This is a genomic window from Bacillus sp. PK3-067 (assembly GCF_056738645.1).
Window position 1 is genome coordinate 1,894,188 of record NZ_CP096490.1, and the last position, 16,632, is coordinate 1,910,819.

20 protein-coding genes are annotated in these 16,632 nt (G+C 34.0%); 15 read left to right on the top strand and 5 right to left on the bottom strand.

Features of this window, described 5'->3' with window-relative positions; all coding sequences use genetic code 11:
- Positions 1 to 135: 135 nt before the first annotated feature.
- A complete protein-coding gene (locus M1D73_RS09850; RefSeq protein ID WP_000055265.1) occupies positions 136 to 1,005 on the bottom strand; it encodes a hypothetical protein in 870 nt (289 codons plus the stop codon).
- Between the two features lie 256 nt (positions 1,006 to 1,261).
- On the opposite strand from M1D73_RS09850, the gene cbpA reads away from it, so the two are divergent.
- The 4 genes from cbpA (at position 1,262) to M1D73_RS09870 (ending at position 4,644) form a co-directional block, all read left to right on the top strand.
- Positions 1,262 to 1,909, top strand: coding sequence for a cyclic di-AMP binding protein CbpA (gene cbpA / locus M1D73_RS09855; protein ID WP_001220526.1), 648 nt, complete (start codon positions 1,262 to 1,264; stop codon positions 1,907 to 1,909).
- A gap of 455 nt (positions 1,910 to 2,364) precedes the next feature.
- Positions 2,365 to 3,702, top strand: a complete 1,338-nt coding sequence (gene brnQ4, locus M1D73_RS09860) for a branched-chain amino acid transport system II carrier protein BrnQ4 (RefSeq protein WP_011110049.1) — start codon at positions 2,365 to 2,367, stop codon at positions 3,700 to 3,702.
- A 65-nt stretch (positions 3,703 to 3,767) separates the two neighbouring features.
- Positions 3,768 to 4,097 carry a chaperone CsaA gene (gene csaA / locus M1D73_RS09865; protein WP_001263013.1) on the top strand — a complete coding sequence of 110 codons (330 nt, stop codon included), beginning with the start codon at positions 3,768 to 3,770 and terminating at the stop codon, positions 4,095 to 4,097.
- The gene (locus M1D73_RS09870) at positions 4,078 to 4,644 is read left to right on the top strand and encodes a DUF1572 domain-containing protein (protein ID WP_481158015.1); all 567 of its coding nucleotides are present in this window, start codon (positions 4,078 to 4,080) and stop codon (positions 4,642 to 4,644) included. Before csaA ends, M1D73_RS09870 begins: the two co-directional genes overlap by 20 nt.
- Here the strand turns inward: M1D73_RS09870 and M1D73_RS09875 are convergent.
- Both M1D73_RS09875 and M1D73_RS09880 read right to left on the bottom strand, forming a co-directional pair.
- On the bottom strand, positions 4,617 to 4,922 hold the full coding sequence (locus tag M1D73_RS09875) for a permease (protein WP_481158016.1): 306 nt from the start codon (positions 4,920 to 4,922) through the stop codon (positions 4,617 to 4,619). The genes M1D73_RS09870 and M1D73_RS09875 overlap by 28 nt on opposite strands.
- A 4-nt stretch (positions 4,923 to 4,926) precedes the next feature.
- Positions 4,927 to 5,223, bottom strand: coding sequence for a hypothetical protein (locus M1D73_RS09880; RefSeq protein WP_000770738.1), 297 nt, complete (start codon positions 5,221 to 5,223; stop codon positions 4,927 to 4,929).
- Between the two features lie 88 nt (positions 5,224 to 5,311).
- On the opposite strand from M1D73_RS09880, the gene spoIIP (M1D73_RS09885) reads away from it, so the two are divergent.
- From spoIIP (M1D73_RS09885) to M1D73_RS09905, 5 genes are all read left to right on the top strand, one after another.
- Positions 5,312 to 6,466 carry a stage II sporulation protein P gene (gene spoIIP, locus M1D73_RS09885; RefSeq protein WP_001079278.1) on the top strand — a complete coding sequence of 385 codons (1,155 nt, stop codon included), beginning with the start codon at positions 5,312 to 5,314 and terminating at the stop codon, positions 6,464 to 6,466.
- A 255-nt stretch (positions 6,467 to 6,721) separates the two neighbouring features.
- Positions 6,722 to 7,219, top strand: coding sequence for an N-acetyltransferase family protein (locus M1D73_RS09890; protein WP_481158017.1), 498 nt, complete (start codon positions 6,722 to 6,724; stop codon positions 7,217 to 7,219).
- Positions 7,220 to 7,230: 11 nt separating this feature from the next.
- Complete coding sequence (locus M1D73_RS09895) at positions 7,231 to 7,971, top strand: M15 family metallopeptidase (protein WP_000747649.1); 741 nt, start codon at positions 7,231 to 7,233, stop codon at positions 7,969 to 7,971.
- 23 nt (positions 7,972 to 7,994) lie between these two features.
- Positions 7,995 to 8,441 carry an NUDIX hydrolase gene (locus M1D73_RS09900; RefSeq protein WP_000178285.1) on the top strand — a complete coding sequence of 149 codons (447 nt, stop codon included), beginning with the start codon at positions 7,995 to 7,997 and terminating at the stop codon, positions 8,439 to 8,441.
- A gap of 181 nt (positions 8,442 to 8,622) precedes the next feature.
- The gene (locus tag M1D73_RS09905) at positions 8,623 to 10,098 is read left to right on the top strand and encodes an amidase family protein (RefSeq protein WP_000405419.1); all 1,476 of its coding nucleotides are present in this window, start codon (positions 8,623 to 8,625) and stop codon (positions 10,096 to 10,098) included.
- A gap of 49 nt (positions 10,099 to 10,147) precedes the next feature.
- Here M1D73_RS09905 and M1D73_RS09910 read toward each other — a convergent pair whose 3' ends face one another.
- A complete protein-coding gene (locus M1D73_RS09910; protein WP_121868366.1) occupies positions 10,148 to 11,365 on the bottom strand; it encodes an MFS transporter in 1,218 nt (405 codons plus the stop codon).
- A gap of 265 nt (positions 11,366 to 11,630) precedes the next feature.
- Here M1D73_RS09910 and M1D73_RS09915 point away from each other — a divergent pair, with 265 nt between their 5' ends.
- From M1D73_RS09915 to M1D73_RS09940, 6 genes are all read left to right on the top strand, one after another.
- On the top strand, positions 11,631 to 12,059 hold the full coding sequence (locus M1D73_RS09915) for an NfeD family protein (protein WP_000741976.1): 429 nt from the start codon (positions 11,631 to 11,633) through the stop codon (positions 12,057 to 12,059).
- Positions 12,060 to 12,061: 2 nt separating this feature from the next.
- Positions 12,062 to 13,030, top strand: a complete 969-nt coding sequence (locus tag M1D73_RS09920; protein ID WP_121868365.1) for an SPFH domain-containing protein — start codon at positions 12,062 to 12,064, stop codon at positions 13,028 to 13,030.
- 20 nt (positions 13,031 to 13,050) lie between these two features.
- The gene (gene spoIIP / locus M1D73_RS09925) at positions 13,051 to 14,256 is read left to right on the top strand and encodes a stage II sporulation protein P (protein WP_308128312.1); all 1,206 of its coding nucleotides are present in this window, start codon (positions 13,051 to 13,053) and stop codon (positions 14,254 to 14,256) included.
- Positions 14,257 to 14,345: 89 nt separating this feature from the next.
- The gene (locus tag M1D73_RS09930; RefSeq protein WP_001166435.1) at positions 14,346 to 14,936 is read left to right on the top strand and encodes a histidine phosphatase family protein; all 591 of its coding nucleotides are present in this window, start codon (positions 14,346 to 14,348) and stop codon (positions 14,934 to 14,936) included.
- Between the two features lie 6 nt (positions 14,937 to 14,942).
- Positions 14,943 to 15,719, top strand: a complete 777-nt coding sequence (locus M1D73_RS09935; protein WP_000278973.1) for a Cof-type HAD-IIB family hydrolase — start codon at positions 14,943 to 14,945, stop codon at positions 15,717 to 15,719.
- A gap of 39 nt (positions 15,720 to 15,758) precedes the next feature.
- A complete protein-coding gene (locus tag M1D73_RS09940; RefSeq protein ID WP_011110050.1) occupies positions 15,759 to 16,130 on the top strand; it encodes an MFS transporter in 372 nt (123 codons plus the stop codon).
- A 15-nt stretch (positions 16,131 to 16,145) separates the two neighbouring features.
- Here M1D73_RS09940 and M1D73_RS09945 read toward each other — a convergent pair whose 3' ends face one another.
- Positions 16,146 to 16,607, bottom strand: a complete 462-nt coding sequence (locus tag M1D73_RS09945) for a DinB family protein (RefSeq protein ID WP_000497991.1) — start codon at positions 16,605 to 16,607, stop codon at positions 16,146 to 16,148.
- Positions 16,608 to 16,632: the final 25 nt, after the last annotated feature.

Genomic DNA, 16,632 nt, shown 5'->3' on the forward strand with positions numbered 1-16,632 from the left:
CAAATGAAAAGAATAGTCAAAGGAAAAGGGTAAATATTGGTATGTTTCTGTAATAGTTTTTGAATTTGCTGTTATTTTGTCCGCTATACAAAAGGAATAACCCCCTACTTTTAGATTATAGAGGGTTATTTTAAATTAAGGTTTTGGAACACTTCTCGTTAAAGTGTATGACTGTTGCTTGGAGTAGTTTGTGGTCCATAGTGTTTGAAGGAAAGAAAGTATGCTATATGGGATATAGAGTAGTAATAAGCCGATTGTAACAATTATAGGTGAATTTCCGCCAAATTGAACGATAAATTGTAACAGTCCATTTGCATGAAAAACGCATTCCATAAAAACGAATGAAAGAATAATGGAACCTAAAATTGATTTATGATTTGAAGTAAGCGCTAAAAACAATGTGTCTACAAGAAAAGAATCATGTTTTATTTCATATTCATTTGTGTTTTTTAAGAAAGGAATCCATTTTTTTACTGCTTGCATAACGATAATCATGGAAGTACTACATACGATGATAAATGATGAGTAGTAAGGAAGGTTTATAAATTGTGCGATGTATAGAAGTAGTAATAAGACTGAACATTGTAATACTACAGTGCAAAAAGAGTAAGGTATCCATTTCAATACAGTAGTAAACTTTTTAAACGAGTTAGGTACTTTGAAAAATAAATGGCCGATACCCAAACTTATGAAAAATCCGATCGCAAGGGTAAAAGTAAAACGAACAATCGATATAAAATATATTTCCCATATGTAAGGGAATAATGGTGTTGAATGATTAGAAGTATGTATCATTTGGTTTGCTGAGAAAAAGATAGATTCATGCATCCAATCAACCTTTGGAATTGATATAGAAGAAAGCTGTGCGAAGTTTTGAAAAATGCTAATAAATCCATTTTGATAGGAGTAATTGTGTGTAATAAAAAGAGCTGGAATAGGACTTATGGCAAAAATAAAAATAACACCAATTATAAATTTACATATATGTGAGCGTAATAAGGACATATAACCACCTACTCTTAGAATATTCAGAAAATTCTTATTCTTATTTTAGCTTTTTTTGAAAGAAGTTACAATATATTTTTCATTTAGTAATTCAGAGAGAAGATTTGATAGCAAAAATATACAAGTGAAGGATTCATGAATAAATTATGACAAGAAAATGAATAATTTTCAGAAAAATAAAATAAATCATTTATTTTTTTCTGAAAATATAATATAGTTATGGCACAGAAAGTATTTTAACATAAGGAGGCTTTTTATGAGGATTAAAGGGAATTACGTGCCGAAAAGGGAAGTTTTACTGTGCTCAAGTTCGATTACGATTGGGGAAGCGTTAGAGCATTTAAATAAAACGGGGTATCGTTGTGTACCAGTTTTAGATGAAAAAAAAGAGAAATTTTTAGGGAATATATATAAAGTAGATATTTTAGAATATAAAGGATCACTTGATGAGAGTGTAATACAATTATTAAACGATAAAGAAGGATTTGTGAGAGAAGATTCATCTTTCTTTAAAGTATTTTTTACAATAAAAAAATTGCCTTATTTATCAGTAGTTGATGAAAAAGGGGTTTTCCTTGGAATTTTAACGCATAAAAAAGTTTTTGAGTTATTAGAGGATGCATGGGGCGTTCACTCTAGTAAATACTCTGTCATGATTGGAACGCAAGACTATAATGGAGCAATCCAAAAATTATCGACAGTTTTAAAGAAATACACTGGTATTCAAAGTTTGATGACTTTTGATAATGATGCCTTATTAGTTCGTAGAATTATGTTTACATTAGGAGAAGAGTTTAACGACGGTGAATTAGAGACATTATTGAAAGATTTAGAAGATCACGGATTTAGAGTTGTGTATGTGGAAGAGATGAAAAATCCACGTGAAGTTGAAACCATAGAGTAACATACAAAAGCCATCTAATTATATATTAGATGGCTTTTGTATGTTACGTGTATAAAGTTATTTGAAAATAACAATCGAATAATAGGTGAGATTGTAACAATATTTGTGTAAGAGAATAAAAAATGTAGATAATTTCGATTTTCAAAAAAATCAATTTGAAAATATGTTTTTATTTTGCAACTAAATATGTTACTATATGTGTGATAAAAACAAAGAGGTCTGACATCTACACTCCACGTAATAACACTCTAATGATTTGAAAATTCAAAAAAATCAAAATTAAAAATAATAATTGTATTAATGATTAGAGTAAAAATAAGGGGAATGGAGAAATTATGGAGAAAGACACTGCTTTGTAAGGGGCATATTTTATCATCTTGAGCAGAGAGGAGGATGCATAGCATATTGTAAAATATAGAGATAAACAGTGAAAAAGTGCTATGCAAATGAAGAGCATGAAGGGACGTTTAAGGCCAGGTGATACGGTAGCAATTGGTTTAATGCTATTTGCATTATTTTTAGGAGCAGGAAATTTAATTTTTCCGCCAGTTTTAGGTCAACAAGCAGGAGAGAATGTTTGGATTGCTACAATAGGATTCCTTGTAACGGGAGTCGGATTACCCCTACTAGCTGTAACAGCTGTCGCGTTTGTAGAGGGGGACTTGAAAGCGCTATCTTCTAGAGTTCACCCTATATTTGCGTTTATTTTCCCATTGATTAGTTATTTAGCAATTGGACCATTTTTCGCGATTCCTCGTACTGGAGCTGTTTCGTTTGAAATGGGTATGAAGCCGTTTTTATCAGAGGCAATGGTTTCAGAGTGGTACATGCTATTTCTTTTCACGATAGTTTTCTTCGGAATAACGTGGTATTTATCATTAAATCCATCTAAATTAGTGGATTGGTTCGGAAAGTTTCTTACACCATTATTAGTATTAATTGTCGCTGTTATTGTCGGAAAGGCAATTATTGATCCAATTGGAGAGCCAGCTGCGCCGTTAGCTGCTTACAAAGAAAATGCTTTCTTTGGTGGATTTATTCAAGGATATTTAACGATGGATGCAATTAGCGCGCTCGTATTCGGAATTGTCGTTGTACAAGTTATCCGCTCTAAAGGGATAAAAGAGAGTAGTCAAATTGCAAAAATAACAGTAGTATCAGGTATTATTGCTGTACTTGGTTTAACGTTAATTTATTTATCACTTGCTTATCTTGGTTCAACAAGTACATCACTTGGTATCTCAGAAAACGGTGGCCTTATTTTAACGAATGTTGTAAATGAGCTATATGGGACGAGTGGTAAAATTTTATTAGGGCTTGTTATTATACTCGCTTGTTTAACAACTTCTGTTGGGTTAACATCTGCGTGTGCAGGTTTCTTTACAAACTTATTCCCAAAACTTTCGCATAAAACGATTGTAACAATGGTATGTGTATTTAGTTTAATTGTATCTAACCTAGGTTTAACACAATTAATCGCAGTAACATTACCTGTGTTAATGATCATTTATCCAGTTGCAATTGTATTAATCGTACTTTCGTATTTCCATAAGTGGATTGGGAAGCGTAATACAATTTATATTGGAGCTATTTTAGGTGCATTGTTAATTAGTTTCTTTAACGGTTTAGAAAGTGCGAAAATTAAAATTGACGCGATTTCTAATGTACTACAAATGTTACCGTTATATAACGAAGGAATCGGATGGTTAATTCCATCATGTATTGGCGGGATTCTTGGTTTCTTCTTCTATAAATCAAATGAATCAAGTGAATTACAAAAGAAAGGTGCTTAGGCACCTTTCTTTTTTTGAAGGGGATTTTTGTATTTTGTCTAAGTAATAATTGGGGGGAATGATAAATGGCTAATTTTGAAGATTTTTTAAATTTGGATTTGAGAATTGGAACTGTAATACATGCAGAGGAATTTAAAGAAGCGAGAGTACCAGCGATTAAACTAGCAATAGATTTTGGAGAAATCGGGATAAAGCAGTCAAGTGCTCAAATTACGAAAAGGTATATTCCAGAAGATTTAATCGGTCAACAAATCGTTGCTGTTGTAAACTTTCCACCAAAGCGTGTAGCTGGATTCAAATCAGAAGTGCTTGTGCTTGGTGGTGTTCCTGAAGCTGATGATGTTGTGTTACTTCAGCCTAATATGGAATTGCCAAATGGAACAAAAATTAGTTAGGGTGAAGGTAGGGGCTAATATGGATATCGGACGAGAATATTTGCAATGTGCGATTTCGAACTTTAAAGCAACAAAGAAACAAGGGGAACGGGCACTTTCTCAATTATCATATGAACAAATACAATGGTCTTCTCATGAAGAAACAAATAGTATAGCGATTATTATTAAGCATCTGCACGGTAATATGCGTTCTAGATGGACGGATTTTTTAACGTCTGATGGTGAAAAAACAGATCGTAATCGAGATGGTGAATTTGAAGGATGCTATCATTCAAAAGAAGAAACCCTTATAGCTTGGCAAGAAGGATGGAAATATGTTTTTAATACGATGAATACTTTAACGCCGGAACACTTATTGAAGACGGTATACATTCGCGGTGAAGCACATACTGTCATGCAAGCAATTGAAAGGCAAATTTCTCATTATGCATTGCATATTGGTCAGATTATTTACATTGGGAAGATGTTAAAAGAAAATGAGTGGGAATGTTTAAGTATTCCGAGAGGTCAGTCTGCGCGTTATGTAGAGAAAAAACGTACAACATAATAATAAGAAAGAAACCGATAAAAAATAGGAAAAAAGAAAGTCAGCCAAATAATAGATGGTTCTGTAATCATAAGAATACTGCCAAAAATAAGTCCATATATAATAAGAAAGAAATTGAAAAGTGTATTCACAGGGAGAAATCGTGAGATAAACACTTGCTGTCGTTTAAAACAATCACTGTGAAATAAATAAAAGCGGAAGTACCATGTGGCTGTAATAAGGTCTTTCTTTCTCACAATTCTTTTTTTGCATGTATGACAGATAAATGGTGGTTGCATATCATTACGCTCCATTTTTTATTTTCATAATAATGTGAGACAAAAGTAGGTACAAAGTGTATGTTCCTATATACGCTCCTGCAATAAGGAAAAATGGATTCAGTAAAATTCCATGAATGCTCGTCATGAAAACTAAATCTTGTATTAAAACATCGTATATATTAATGGAAATAATTGTACCAAGTACATATAGTGCCAAGTACGCAGAAATATGTAGCACAATAGAGATTTTTGGTTGCTTAGCGGACAAATAAAAAATGAATGATAGAGCGATTGGTAATATTCCTATTAATAGCTTCAATTCATTTCACCTCATTAACAATATAGCCGAAATTTTAACGGTCTATTCTCTAGGGCTTGTACATAACTTGAAATAGAGAGGTGATAGTATGAATCGGGGCTTTTTTTTTATGAAGTTTACAAATATGCGTAAGTTAGTTTTATTTGTTATTACTACAGTGCTAGCGACTTTTTTTCTTATTAGTCTGATGGTAACCTCTATGAAAGAGACAAAGTCAACGTATTTATATAATTGGTTAAATGAGTTATCGATGAATGGTTACATGTATGTACTTGGAAAAGAGAATCATTATTTTACACAGGAGTACCGAAATTTGAATCAAGATTTTTCAATTTCTTCTTTTCTCTTTTCTATGGCTACAAATATTCGCTTTAATGATGTACGCAGTTTTGTCGGGAAAGAGCTCCCGGGATTTGGTAAGTACGATACAGAAATTGTTATTGCGGGTGAGGGTACAAATTATTCTAACTTACCGATAGAGTCGAGTGTTCCTCTTGAAGAAGTAGTGAAGGAACGGACTAGTGGAACTGGACAAGCACCTAAACAAGATACGAATAAAGAGAAAAAACAGCCGTCCCAAACGACTGGGAAGAGACAAGTTGCGTTTATTTATCATACACATAGCTGGGAATCTTATTTACCTTTACTTAACTTAACGAATGACCCGAATCCGAATAAAGCAACGAGTTCTGTGTCGAATATTTCTATATTAGGAGATCGTTTCCGTGAACAACTAGAAGGTGAAGGGATTGGGGCTACTAACGATAAGAGTGATGTTGGTCAAAAGTTAATAAGTAAAGGTTTAAACAGTAATAGTTCGTATAAAATGTCACGAGAAATTGTGCAGCAAGCTATGGCTGGAAATAAAGATCTTCAATACTTTTTTGATTTGCATCGTGATAGTGCCCGAAAGAATGTAACGACAAAAACAATTGGAGATAAATCATATGCAAAGCTTGCATTTGTAGTAGGGAAAGGAAATAAAAACTATGAAAAAAACTTACAATTAGCGACAGCTTTACATGAGGCGATTAATAAGAAATATCCAGGAGTGAGCCGTGGGGTCATTCAAAAAGGGTTCCAGACAGGAAATGGAATCTATAATCAAGACCTATCAGGACAAGCGATATTAATAGAAGTTGGTGGTGTAGATAATACAGAGGAAGAATTGAATCGATCAATTGATGCACTTGCTAAAGCATTTGGTGAATATTTTTGGCAGGCAGAAAAAGTGAATGGATAAAGTGAAACGTGAATTAGCCAGGACATCTATCGATAATTATTAGCTCACTTCAATCTTGGAAAAACGTAAGTGTAATGCTTGCGTTTTTTCTTTGTAATGGTGAGATGTCACAGAATAGACATAATTTGTCGTTGTTATAGTAATATCGAAATTTGTCAATTTATAGTAGGAGATTTACAAAGGGATTTTCGAGAAAGTAGAGAAAATCTTTTTATAAGGAAAACTTTTTATTATGAAACTGGTAGGGTGATTGAAGTGATTAGAGAGATCGAAATAGAAGATGCAGCATCATTTTTACAATTAAGTAAGCAATTAGATGAAGAAACGAAGTTTATGTTATATGAACCAGGAGAAAGAAAAACTACAGCTGAGCAACAAGAAAAAATAATCGATCGATTTATAGAAAATGAATATGCAACAATATTTGTAGCAGTTGAAGATGAGAGGATAGTAGGTTTTATATTAGTGAATGGAAATAACATTCAAAGAAAGAGACATGTGGCAACCATTGTAATTGGTATTTTGCAAGAGTATAACGGGCGAGGTATTGGGACGAGATTGTTTAAAGAGGTTGAGAAGTGGGCAAAATTACATGATGTATGGCGTTTAGAAATAACAGTAATGGCCCACAATACAAGAGCTCAGACACTATATAAAAAAGCTGGATTTGAGAAAGAAGGTGTCAAAAAAGCTGCTCTTATTATCGATGGAAAGTGCATCGATGAGTATGAAATGGCCAAATTATTAAAATAAGAGGTCGTTATATGAAAAAAAGATGGGCACTACTTGGTATTGTAGCTGCAATAATTATTGTTGGAGTAGCAGGAATCAATTATAAAATGTATAAGGATAAGCAGGCGCGGGAAGTAAGTGTAAATAGCATATTTCCGAAAGCGAAAGAAACGATTGCTAATATGGATGGGGATATTGCGGTAATTAATAATCCGAATTCAATGCTTGTACTTGTAAATAAAAGTAGGCGTTTACCAGATGGGTATAGACCGCCAGATTTAGTTATTCCGAAAGTGCGCTACTCTAGTGAAGGTGATCAAGAAAAGAAAAAGATGAGAAAAGAGGCAGCGAGGGCGCTTGAGGATATGTTTCAGCAGGCTGACAACGAGCGTATTTTTCTTTTTGCAGTTTCTGGATTTAGATCTTTTGATCGACAAAAAGCATTAAATACGATGTATAAAAAACAAGACGGGGAAGCAAAAACAGCAATGTCTAGCGCGGTTCCTGGCACAAGTGAGCATCAAACTGGACTAGCTATGGATATTACGTCTCAATCTGCTAAATTTCAGTTAGAGACAGTTTTTGGGGAAACGAAAGAAGGTCAGTGGCTTTCTGAAAATGCCCATAAATTTGGTTTTGTGGTTCGATACACAAAAGCGAAAGAAACGATTACGGGCTATCGGTATGAACCATGGCACGTAAGGTATGTGGGAAATCCACAAGCTACATATTTGTATGATAATCAACTGACACTTGAAGAAGTAACAGAGTGAACAATTGAGGGGAGAGACGTACAATGACGATGTTATATAAGAAAAAAGTACATGCATATATTACAAGAGAAAAAGAGGGGGTTATGCAATTACTTGTTTTTAAACATCGTGATATACATGAAGCTGGTATTCAAGTGCCAGGGGGAACGGTTGATGAAGGTGAAACGTTAGAAGCTGCTATATTGCGTGAAGTACAGGAAGAATCCGGATTGCGTCATTTATGCATAGAGCGGTTTTTAGCAGATTACATTATACATATGAAAGAAAAACAGGAGTATGAAAAACGCCACTTTTTCCATGTAACTTTACTAACAGATGTAAAGGATACTTGGGAACATATTGTAAGTGCTGGTGAGGAAGATAAAGGATTAGTATTTTGCTATGAATGGGTTGATATTGCAAAATGCCCTGAATTAGCTGGGAAACAAGGTGAGTTTTTACATTTATTAGATGAAGTATACGCACAGTAATGTAAGAGTCTGAAGCGAAGGTTAATCCGTTTCAGACTTTTTTTATTTTTCGGGAAATTAAAGGTGTTTAAATAAGAGTATTGAATTTCTTTAAAGGGATATTAATTTAGGATGTGTTGAGATGAAAAATTGAAAAAGTAAGGGGTATATGTTAAAAAAGTTCATATAAGGGAGAATATAAATGGAAATTCAGTTTAATTCAATCTTAAAAAAGGAATTAACAATTCAAGATATTCAAAATGAAATGGAATCTGGAAAGCTAACTTCAAAAGAGCTAGTGATGTATTATCTCTATAGAATTGCAAAGTATGATCAAGACGGGCCGAAAATCAATTCAATTTTAGAAATCAATCCAGATGCTATTTTTATTGCAGAAGCGTTAGATTATGAAAGAAAGACAAACGGCGTAAGGGGACCATTGCATGGAATACCTGTTTTGCTTAAGGATAATATTGAAACGAATGACTTCATGCATACAAGTGCAGGTACAATAGCTCTAGAACAAAATATAAGCAGTGAAGATGCATTTCTCGTTACTAAACTGCGAGAAGCAGGGGCAGTGATAATAGGAAAAACGAATATGACAGAATTAGCAAATGCAATGTCTTTTGAAATGTGGGCTGGATATAGTGCAAGAGGTGGTCAAACAATCAATCCATATGGAACGGGCAAGGATCATATGTTTGTTGGCGGATCTAGTACAGGATCTGCAATAGCAGTTGCTGCTAACTTTACAGTAGTATCTGTTGGGACAGAAACCGATGCTTCTATTTTGAGCCCCGCTGTTCAAAATTCTGTAGTAGGTATTAAACCGACTGTCGGTTTAATTAGTCGTAGAGGAATTATTCCATTTACTTATTCGCAAGATACAGCTGGACCATTTGCTAGAACGGTAACCGATGCTACTATTTTGCTAGGGAGTTTAACTGGAGTGGATGAGAAAGATGTAGTTACTCACAAAAGTGACGGTAGGGCATATCGGGATTATACATCTTACCTTGATGCAAATGGTTTAAATGGAGCGAAGATTGGTGTGTTTAACGATGCACCAAAAGATTATTACGAAAATGGTGAGTATGATGAAATCTTGTTTAAGGAAACGATCCAAGTATTACGTAATGAAGGAGCGACAGTAGTAGAAAATATTGATATTCCTTCTTTTCATAGAGAATGGAGCTGGGGAGTTCCGCTTTATGAGCTGAAGCATAGTTTAGATAACTATCTTACTAAATTACCTTCTACTATCCCGGTACATTCTATTTCGGAGTTAATGGAGTTTAATAAAAACATAGCAGAAAGAGCTTTAAAATATGGACAAACTAAGTTAGAGGGAAGAAAAGATTTTCCTAATACGTTACGAAATCCAGAATATTTAAATGCGAGATTAGAAGATATATATTTTTCTCAAGAACAAGGCATTGATTTTGCATTGGAAAAATATAATCTTGATGCGATACTGTTTCCTTCCTATATAGGTTCTACTATATGTGCGAAAGCGGGTTATCCGTCTATAGCAATACCAGCAGGGTATATGGAAAGCGGGAGGCCTTTTGGAATTACCATTGCAAGCACTGCCTTTAGTGAAGGGATATTAATTAAATTAGCTTATGCTTTTGAACAAGCGACAAAGCATAGAAAAATCCCCAACTTATCATGAATAGAATAAACAAAGAGGACAGGAATCCCTATCCTCTTTGTTTTAGTGATTAAATTGAAATATCGTTCTGCACTGTCTTATGATATTTTAATAAACTAAAAGATAAACAAGCGGAACATAAAATAAGAATAGAAGCGATGATATAAATTGTACGAACACCGAACATATCAGTAATAATGCCAATGCTAAGCATAGATAGTCCAGAGGCTGTTGAAAGAAGTGCGCCATGTGCTGTATACATTTTTGATAATAAAGAAGGGGCGACACTTGATTGTAAAACAGTCGTTTGGGAAATATCTCTAATTTGATAACATGGTCCCATTAGAACACATAGAAAAAGCGCAATAAATCCGCTGCTTGTCATACCATATAAAAATGTAAGAATGCTAAATATAAGAGAGCTAATCGACATAGATCGTATTAAATTGTTTTGAATATAGGAACTCATTTTCCATGCTAATAGACCACCGATTAACGTGCCAACATAATAACTTGTATTAATATATCCCCACCATTCTTCGCCCTTATGAAGGATAGTCGTAACGTATGCCATCGTAATAGCACCAATCCATATTGTCCCTGCGAAAGTTTCGATTAAGTCCATATATGTAACGGTACGGAGAGAAGGATTTTGAAATAGGAGTTTCCAACCTTCCAATAAAACAGTACTTTTGGAAGAGGGAGAATCTGCTATTCTTTCAGTATGTATGGAACGTAATGAAAAATGTAATGCAATGCATCCGAAAATCATTAAAATGTTATTAATCATGAGTGTAGAAGTAGCGCCAATGAGAAGAACGACAATACTCGTAAATGAATAAGCAACGGCTTGCACAATTTGTGTTGAAAAGGAAAAGATACTATTTACTTTTACTAATTTTTCTTTCGGTGTAAGGCGCGGAAGAATACCGTATAATAATGGAGCACTCCACCCGCTACATAATGAAATGACAAAAATAAAAGTTAATAGAGCTATAATGTTTGTGGATAAGACCGGGAACAAAATCATTAATAATAGTAAAAAGACTGTTTTCAACCATTGGAGCGTATATAACAGCGTATAAGATGGAAAACGATTTATCATAAGTGGTGCAGAGATGTTAGCAATTAGATTTGTGATAACTTGTAATAATGGAAAAAGAGCAGTAATAGTAGCTGATTTAGTTGCTATATAAATATGAGTTGTAATAATCATTACATATACGATGTCAGCGAGAGTAATGCATATTTTGGAACCTAAATAGTAGATTAGTGACAGGTTTCTCAATAAGAATATCACCTCTATAAAAAATAGTATTTAGTAATTGTAATTTAAAAATTAAAATTTTTAAAGAATTTAATTTTTTGTCACTTTTTGAAAGGGATTTTCATGTATAATGAAGAATATATTGATATAGTATTATATTAATGATCATTGTAACAGTGAATATGTACAATAGCTTGTAGCAAACGCCCAAGTGTAAGAAAGGGCGGATAAACCATTCTTTTCTTCATATACATATAGAAAATGAGAAAGAAAGTGAGGGTTGCATATGGCTGCTTGGGTAATTTGGTTTATAATAGCTGGTATTTTATTTATCGCGGAAATGTTGTCGATTACATTTTACATGCTTTGGCTTGGAATTGGAGCTGTTGTCGGAGGTCTTATTGCTTTGTTTGCTCCTGATGCACTACTGTTACAAGTTACTGTTGGTGCAATTGTAAGTTTAACTTTGACATTCTTTACGAAAAGAATTTCAAAAAACTTTCGAGAAGCAAAAGGTTTTACTGATACAGTAGATATGCTTGTTGGTAAAAGAGGGATTGTTATGCAAGCGATTACAAATGAAGCGAATGGTATTGTGAAGGTGGATGGAGATACTTGGACAGCTATTGCAGATTCTTCAATTGATGCTGGAGAAAAAGTCGTTGTTATAAAGAGGCATAGTACTATATTACAAGTGAAAAAGGAGAGTGAATAAATATGGTAGCATTAACGTTAACGATTATATTCGCACTAATTGTAGTTACATTTATCGCATTAACAATTAAAATTATTCCTCAGCAAAAAGTTGGGGTTGTTGAAAGATTTGGTAAGTTTCAACGTATAATGCACCCAGGGTTAAATATTTTAATACCAATTGTAGATCGTGTTCGTGTATATCATGACTTACGCATTCAACAAACGAATGTACCACCGCAAAAGGTAATTACGAAAGATAATGTTCAAGTAGAAATTGATACAATTATTTTCTATCAAATTGTTGAACCAGAACTTGCGACATATGGTATTTCAAACTATGAATATGGTGTTCGTAATATTACTTCAGCAACGATGCGTCAAATCATCGGTAAAATGGAACTGGATGAAACGTTATCTGGTCGTGAAAAAATTTCAACAGAAATCCGCTTAGCGCTTGATGAAGCAACAGAAAAATGGGGCGTACGTATTGAACGTGTCGAAGTTGTTGATATTAACCCGCCAAAAGATGTGCAAGCATCAATGGAAAAACAAATGAAGGCTGAGCGTAATAAACGTGCGATTATTTTAGAAGCTGAAGCAGCAAAACAAGATAAAGTCCTTCGCGCTGAAGGAGAAAAGCAAAGTAAAATCTTGATGGCTGAAGGGGATAAAGAAGCACGTATTCGCGAAGCTGAAGGTATAAAAGAAGCAAAAGAATTAGAAGCACAAGGGGAAGCACGAGCAATTGAAGAAATTGCAAAAGCAGAACAAAATCGTATTGAATTGCTTCGTGAAGCGAATTTGGATGAGCGTATACTTGCTTACAAATCATTTGAGTCATTAGCTGAAGTTGCAAAAGGACCAGCAAATAAAATCTTTATTCCGTCTAATGCAATTGAAACACTTGGTACTCTTGGGGCAATTGGAGAAATATTTAAAGAAAAACAAGCGAAGAAACTACTTTCAAATGATACAGGAAAAGAACAATAAAAGTGAGGAAGAGAAATGGTATACCATTTCTCTTTTTTTGTGCGTATATTCTGAAAAGCTTGTACATATCCATGTATAAAGAAGGTGATGCAGTGAAAAAGTATGCAACTCGAATACATAGGAAGAAGCTGATTTCGTTACTCCTTTTATATGCGCTAATAGTAATTATGATAGCGTCGATTTTGACGTCATTTTTACATACAATGAAATCGAATTATGCAAATCAATGGTTTGGAAAAGTATCGATGCAAGGTTTTGTTCAAATGATAGAAAGTGAGAATCGCTATTACGGATTTGATTATTTTAAGAAGAATAAAAGAGAGTCAGTTGGGAATTTAATGTTCTCTATCGCGACAGATTTGAAAATTAAAGATTTAAGAACATTCGTCGGTAAAGAAGTACCTGGTATGTCAAAGTATTATTCTAATATTATCGTAGCTGGGGAAGGGACAAACTTGACAAATATCCCAAATGAATCTAGTGTACCGATTGAAGAAGTAACGAAAGAACGGGAAATAGCAAAAGATAAAGTTACAGAAGCGGAAAAGAATAATCCGGTTCAGAAAAAGAACGGAGCGAAAAAAGGTGAAAGTGCAGTATATATTTATCATACACATAGCTGGGAATCCTTCTTTCCATTATTACCAGGGGCAACTGATCCATCTAGCCCAGATGTAAATGTGTCTTTACTAGGAAAACGTATGAAAGAGCAACTTGAAGGACAAGGAATTCCGGTAGTTCATGATAAAACGAATATGGGTGATTTATTAGCGAGTAAAAAGTGGGTATGGTATCAGTCATATAAAGCGTCTCATGAATATGTAAAAGAAGCATTAGCACAAAATAATAAAATTGCGTTTCCGATTGATATACACCGTGACGATCAGCGTAAGAAAGTAACAACAAAAGTAATTAACGGAAAATCGTATGCAAGATTATATTTTATAATTGGGATGGAAAATGAAGGCCGTGCTGAAAATGAAAAAATTGCAAGAGCGATCAATAGTTATTTAGATGAAAACTATTACGGATTAAGTAGAGGGATTTTTCCAAAGTATAAAAAAGATGGAAATGGCGTTTATAACCAAGATTTATCGAAAAATGCGATGTTAATTGAAGTTGGTGGTGTTGATAATACGTTAGATGAATTATATAACACAATTGATGTGTTAACAGAAGCGTTTAGTAAATATTATTGGAATGATGCGGAAAAAGTGAATGGATGAGGGACGGGAGACCGTTCCTTTTTTATTTTGGAATCTTAAAATGTGATATAATGGAATTTTATGAATGTTAAATAAAGGGAGAGAGAAACATGCAAATACTACTAATACGCCACGGAGAATCAGAAGCTGATATTTTACATGTGCATGAAGGTCGAGCTGATTTTGAGTTAACTGACAAAGGGAGACAACAAGTACAAAGACTTGTACAGAAAGTGAAAAAAGATTTTGCACCAGATTTCATTTGGGCAAGCACATTAAAACGCGCTCGTGAAACGGGTGAAACATTAGCAGAAGCAATTGGTTGTCCAATTCAATTAGAAGAGGAATTAATGGAGTTTAATAATGGAGTGCAAGCAGGCTTATCATTTGAAGAAGCAAAGAAATATCCAGAGCCAAAGTTTCTTCATGATCGTTTTGAAAACGGGGAATCGTTTATTGAGTTTCGAATGAGAATAGAAGGAATCTTTTCTAAAATCTTGACAGAGAATACATATGACCGAATTGCAATTGTTGCCCATGGGGGCGTAATTAATAGTCTATTACGTGCATTTTTCAAAATGCCAATTTCAATGGACTACTATTTCAAAATGGGAGATACGGGAATAAGTTTAATTGAAATTGAGGGTGAACAAAAAACGGTGCATTTCATTAATGATACGAATCATTTGGACGGGATGTAAAGACTTATGTACAAAGTTGTATTTTTCGATGTTGACGGTACGTTATTAAGTGAGATTGATAGAAGCATGCACGAAAGTACAAAAGAAGCGGTACAAAGATTAATAGATAAAGGAATTCACGTAGTTGTTACAACTGGAAGACCATATAGTTTATGCTCACAATTTAAGGAACTAGGTATAAATACGTTTATTTCAGCAAATGGTGCACATATAAAATGTGGGAAAGAAGTTATACATAAATCAGTACTTTCAAGCGAAATCGTTCATGATATTTCAAATTTTGCTGAATTACATGGTCACAGTGTTTCTTACTTTACAGAAGAATTTGCAATGAATAATATTGCTTCCAAAGATGAACGTGTCATGCGAGCGTTAAATGAAACCTTAAATTTAGAGCAGTATCCTGACAAAGTTAGAAACTTATCAGATGAGATGTATTGCATATGTCTGTATGCTGATGATACAGAAGCTCAAAAATTCATTGAAAGATATCCAGCACTTACGTTTGAGCGTTTTCATGGTTACGTTATAAATGTATTGGAAGATAGTAAAGTATCGAAGCTAACTGCAATTCAAAAAGTATTGGAACATTTAAACATTAGTAAATTAGAAGCCATTGCTTTTGGCGATGGTGGAAATGATATTGAGATGTTGCAGTATGTAGGATTAGGAGTTGCGATGGGAAATGGTGGAGAGGAGTTGAAGAGAAGGGCTGATTTCGTTACAACGAAGGCGAGTGAAGGCGGAATTTCTTATGCCTTAAAGAAGTTGCGCATTATTTAAAACTAATAGTTAGTCAGTGTGAAAAATCCTGTTTTATTAATGGCTTTTGTTAATATGTATACTGTTTTAGGGAATTATTTGAGCTCTCCTACTTACAATTTAACTGCAGAACAAATCCTTTATTTTCGCTTAGCAGGGCTGTTTGGTATGTTGCTCTCACCACTTGCAGGTCGTTTAACAAAGAGGTTTGAAGTAAGGAAAGTTCTTCAAGGAGGATTGTTGATTGCTATTTTTAGTCTAAGTTCAATAGGCTTTGTTTCGTATCTATCTCTACTTGTAATGATGAGTGTCTGTTTTGTAATAGGTATTGCTATATCCGTTCCGTCTTTAGTTTCTCTTGTAGGTCAATTAGGAGGGGAAATTAGGAATGATACTTTTTATTGGTTTTGTAGCTTCTCTATTTATAATTAATGAATGAGTGGAAAATCACTCAAATAAAGGAATGCGAGGATCGTTCATATGCTCGCATAATAAAATATGAATTTGTCCACGATGATGATAAAAGTGTGCAACGATTTCAAGTAACCATTCAAAGCGCGAATAAGAAATACCCCAATAGGCAGTCATAACTTCTGCTAATTCTATTTGGGAGTAGGAAAGAAATGTTTTAGAGAGAAGGTTGTAACCTTCAATCATCGTTTGTTGCATGTGAGCAACTGTTACGGGGGTACGTTCTATATAAAAGGTATGTAATTCTTTTTCTGGAATACCATTTAAAATGAGTAAATCAGCATGACAAATAAGAGAAAGATGTGCACACATTTCAAATAATGATCGTTTTGAGTGAATCGGTTGTATTTTTAAATCGTTTTCACTATATTGGTTAAGCATATCAATAGAAGTATCAATAGCAACTTTTAGTTGATGCAATGCAGATTGAACAAACATTGTAATTCTCCTCGTCTCCGTATAT

Bases quoted from the DNA above. Each gene is read 5' to 3' on its own strand.
- M1D73_RS09850 (WP_000055265.1), bottom strand. From the start codon at position 1,005: ATGTCCTTATTACGCTCACATATATGTAAATTTATAATTGGTGTTATT.
- cbpA (WP_001220526.1), top strand. From the start codon at position 1,262: ATGAGGATTAAAGGGAATTACGTGCCGAAAAGGGAAGTTTTACTGTGC.
- brnQ4 (WP_011110049.1), top strand. From the start codon at position 2,365: ATGAAGGGACGTTTAAGGCCAGGTGATACGGTAGCAATTGGTTTAATG.
- csaA (WP_001263013.1), top strand. From the start codon at position 3,768: ATGGCTAATTTTGAAGATTTTTTAAATTTGGATTTGAGAATTGGAACT.
- M1D73_RS09870 (WP_481158015.1), top strand. From the start codon at position 4,078: ATGGAACAAAAATTAGTTAGGGTGAAGGTAGGGGCTAATATGGATATC.
- M1D73_RS09875 (WP_481158016.1), bottom strand. From the start codon at position 4,922: ATGCAACCACCATTTATCTGTCATACATGCAAAAAAAGAATTGTGAGA.
- spoIIP (WP_001079278.1), top strand. From the start codon at position 5,312: ATGAATCGGGGCTTTTTTTTTATGAAGTTTACAAATATGCGTAAGTTA.
- M1D73_RS09895 (WP_000747649.1), top strand. From the start codon at position 7,231: ATGAAAAAAAGATGGGCACTACTTGGTATTGTAGCTGCAATAATTATT.
- M1D73_RS09900 (WP_000178285.1), top strand. From the start codon at position 7,995: ATGACGATGTTATATAAGAAAAAAGTACATGCATATATTACAAGAGAA.
- M1D73_RS09905 (WP_000405419.1), top strand. From the start codon at position 8,623: ATGGAAATTCAGTTTAATTCAATCTTAAAAAAGGAATTAACAATTCAA.
- M1D73_RS09915 (WP_000741976.1), top strand. From the start codon at position 11,631: ATGGCTGCTTGGGTAATTTGGTTTATAATAGCTGGTATTTTATTTATC.
- M1D73_RS09920 (WP_121868365.1), top strand. From the start codon at position 12,062: ATGGTAGCATTAACGTTAACGATTATATTCGCACTAATTGTAGTTACA.
- M1D73_RS09930 (WP_001166435.1), top strand. From the start codon at position 14,346: ATGCAAATACTACTAATACGCCACGGAGAATCAGAAGCTGATATTTTA.
- M1D73_RS09935 (WP_000278973.1), top strand. From the start codon at position 14,943: ATGTACAAAGTTGTATTTTTCGATGTTGACGGTACGTTATTAAGTGAG.
- M1D73_RS09940 (WP_011110050.1), top strand. From the start codon at position 15,759: ATGGCTTTTGTTAATATGTATACTGTTTTAGGGAATTATTTGAGCTCT.
- M1D73_RS09945 (WP_000497991.1), bottom strand. From the start codon at position 16,607: ATGTTTGTTCAATCTGCATTGCATCAACTAAAAGTTGCTATTGATACT.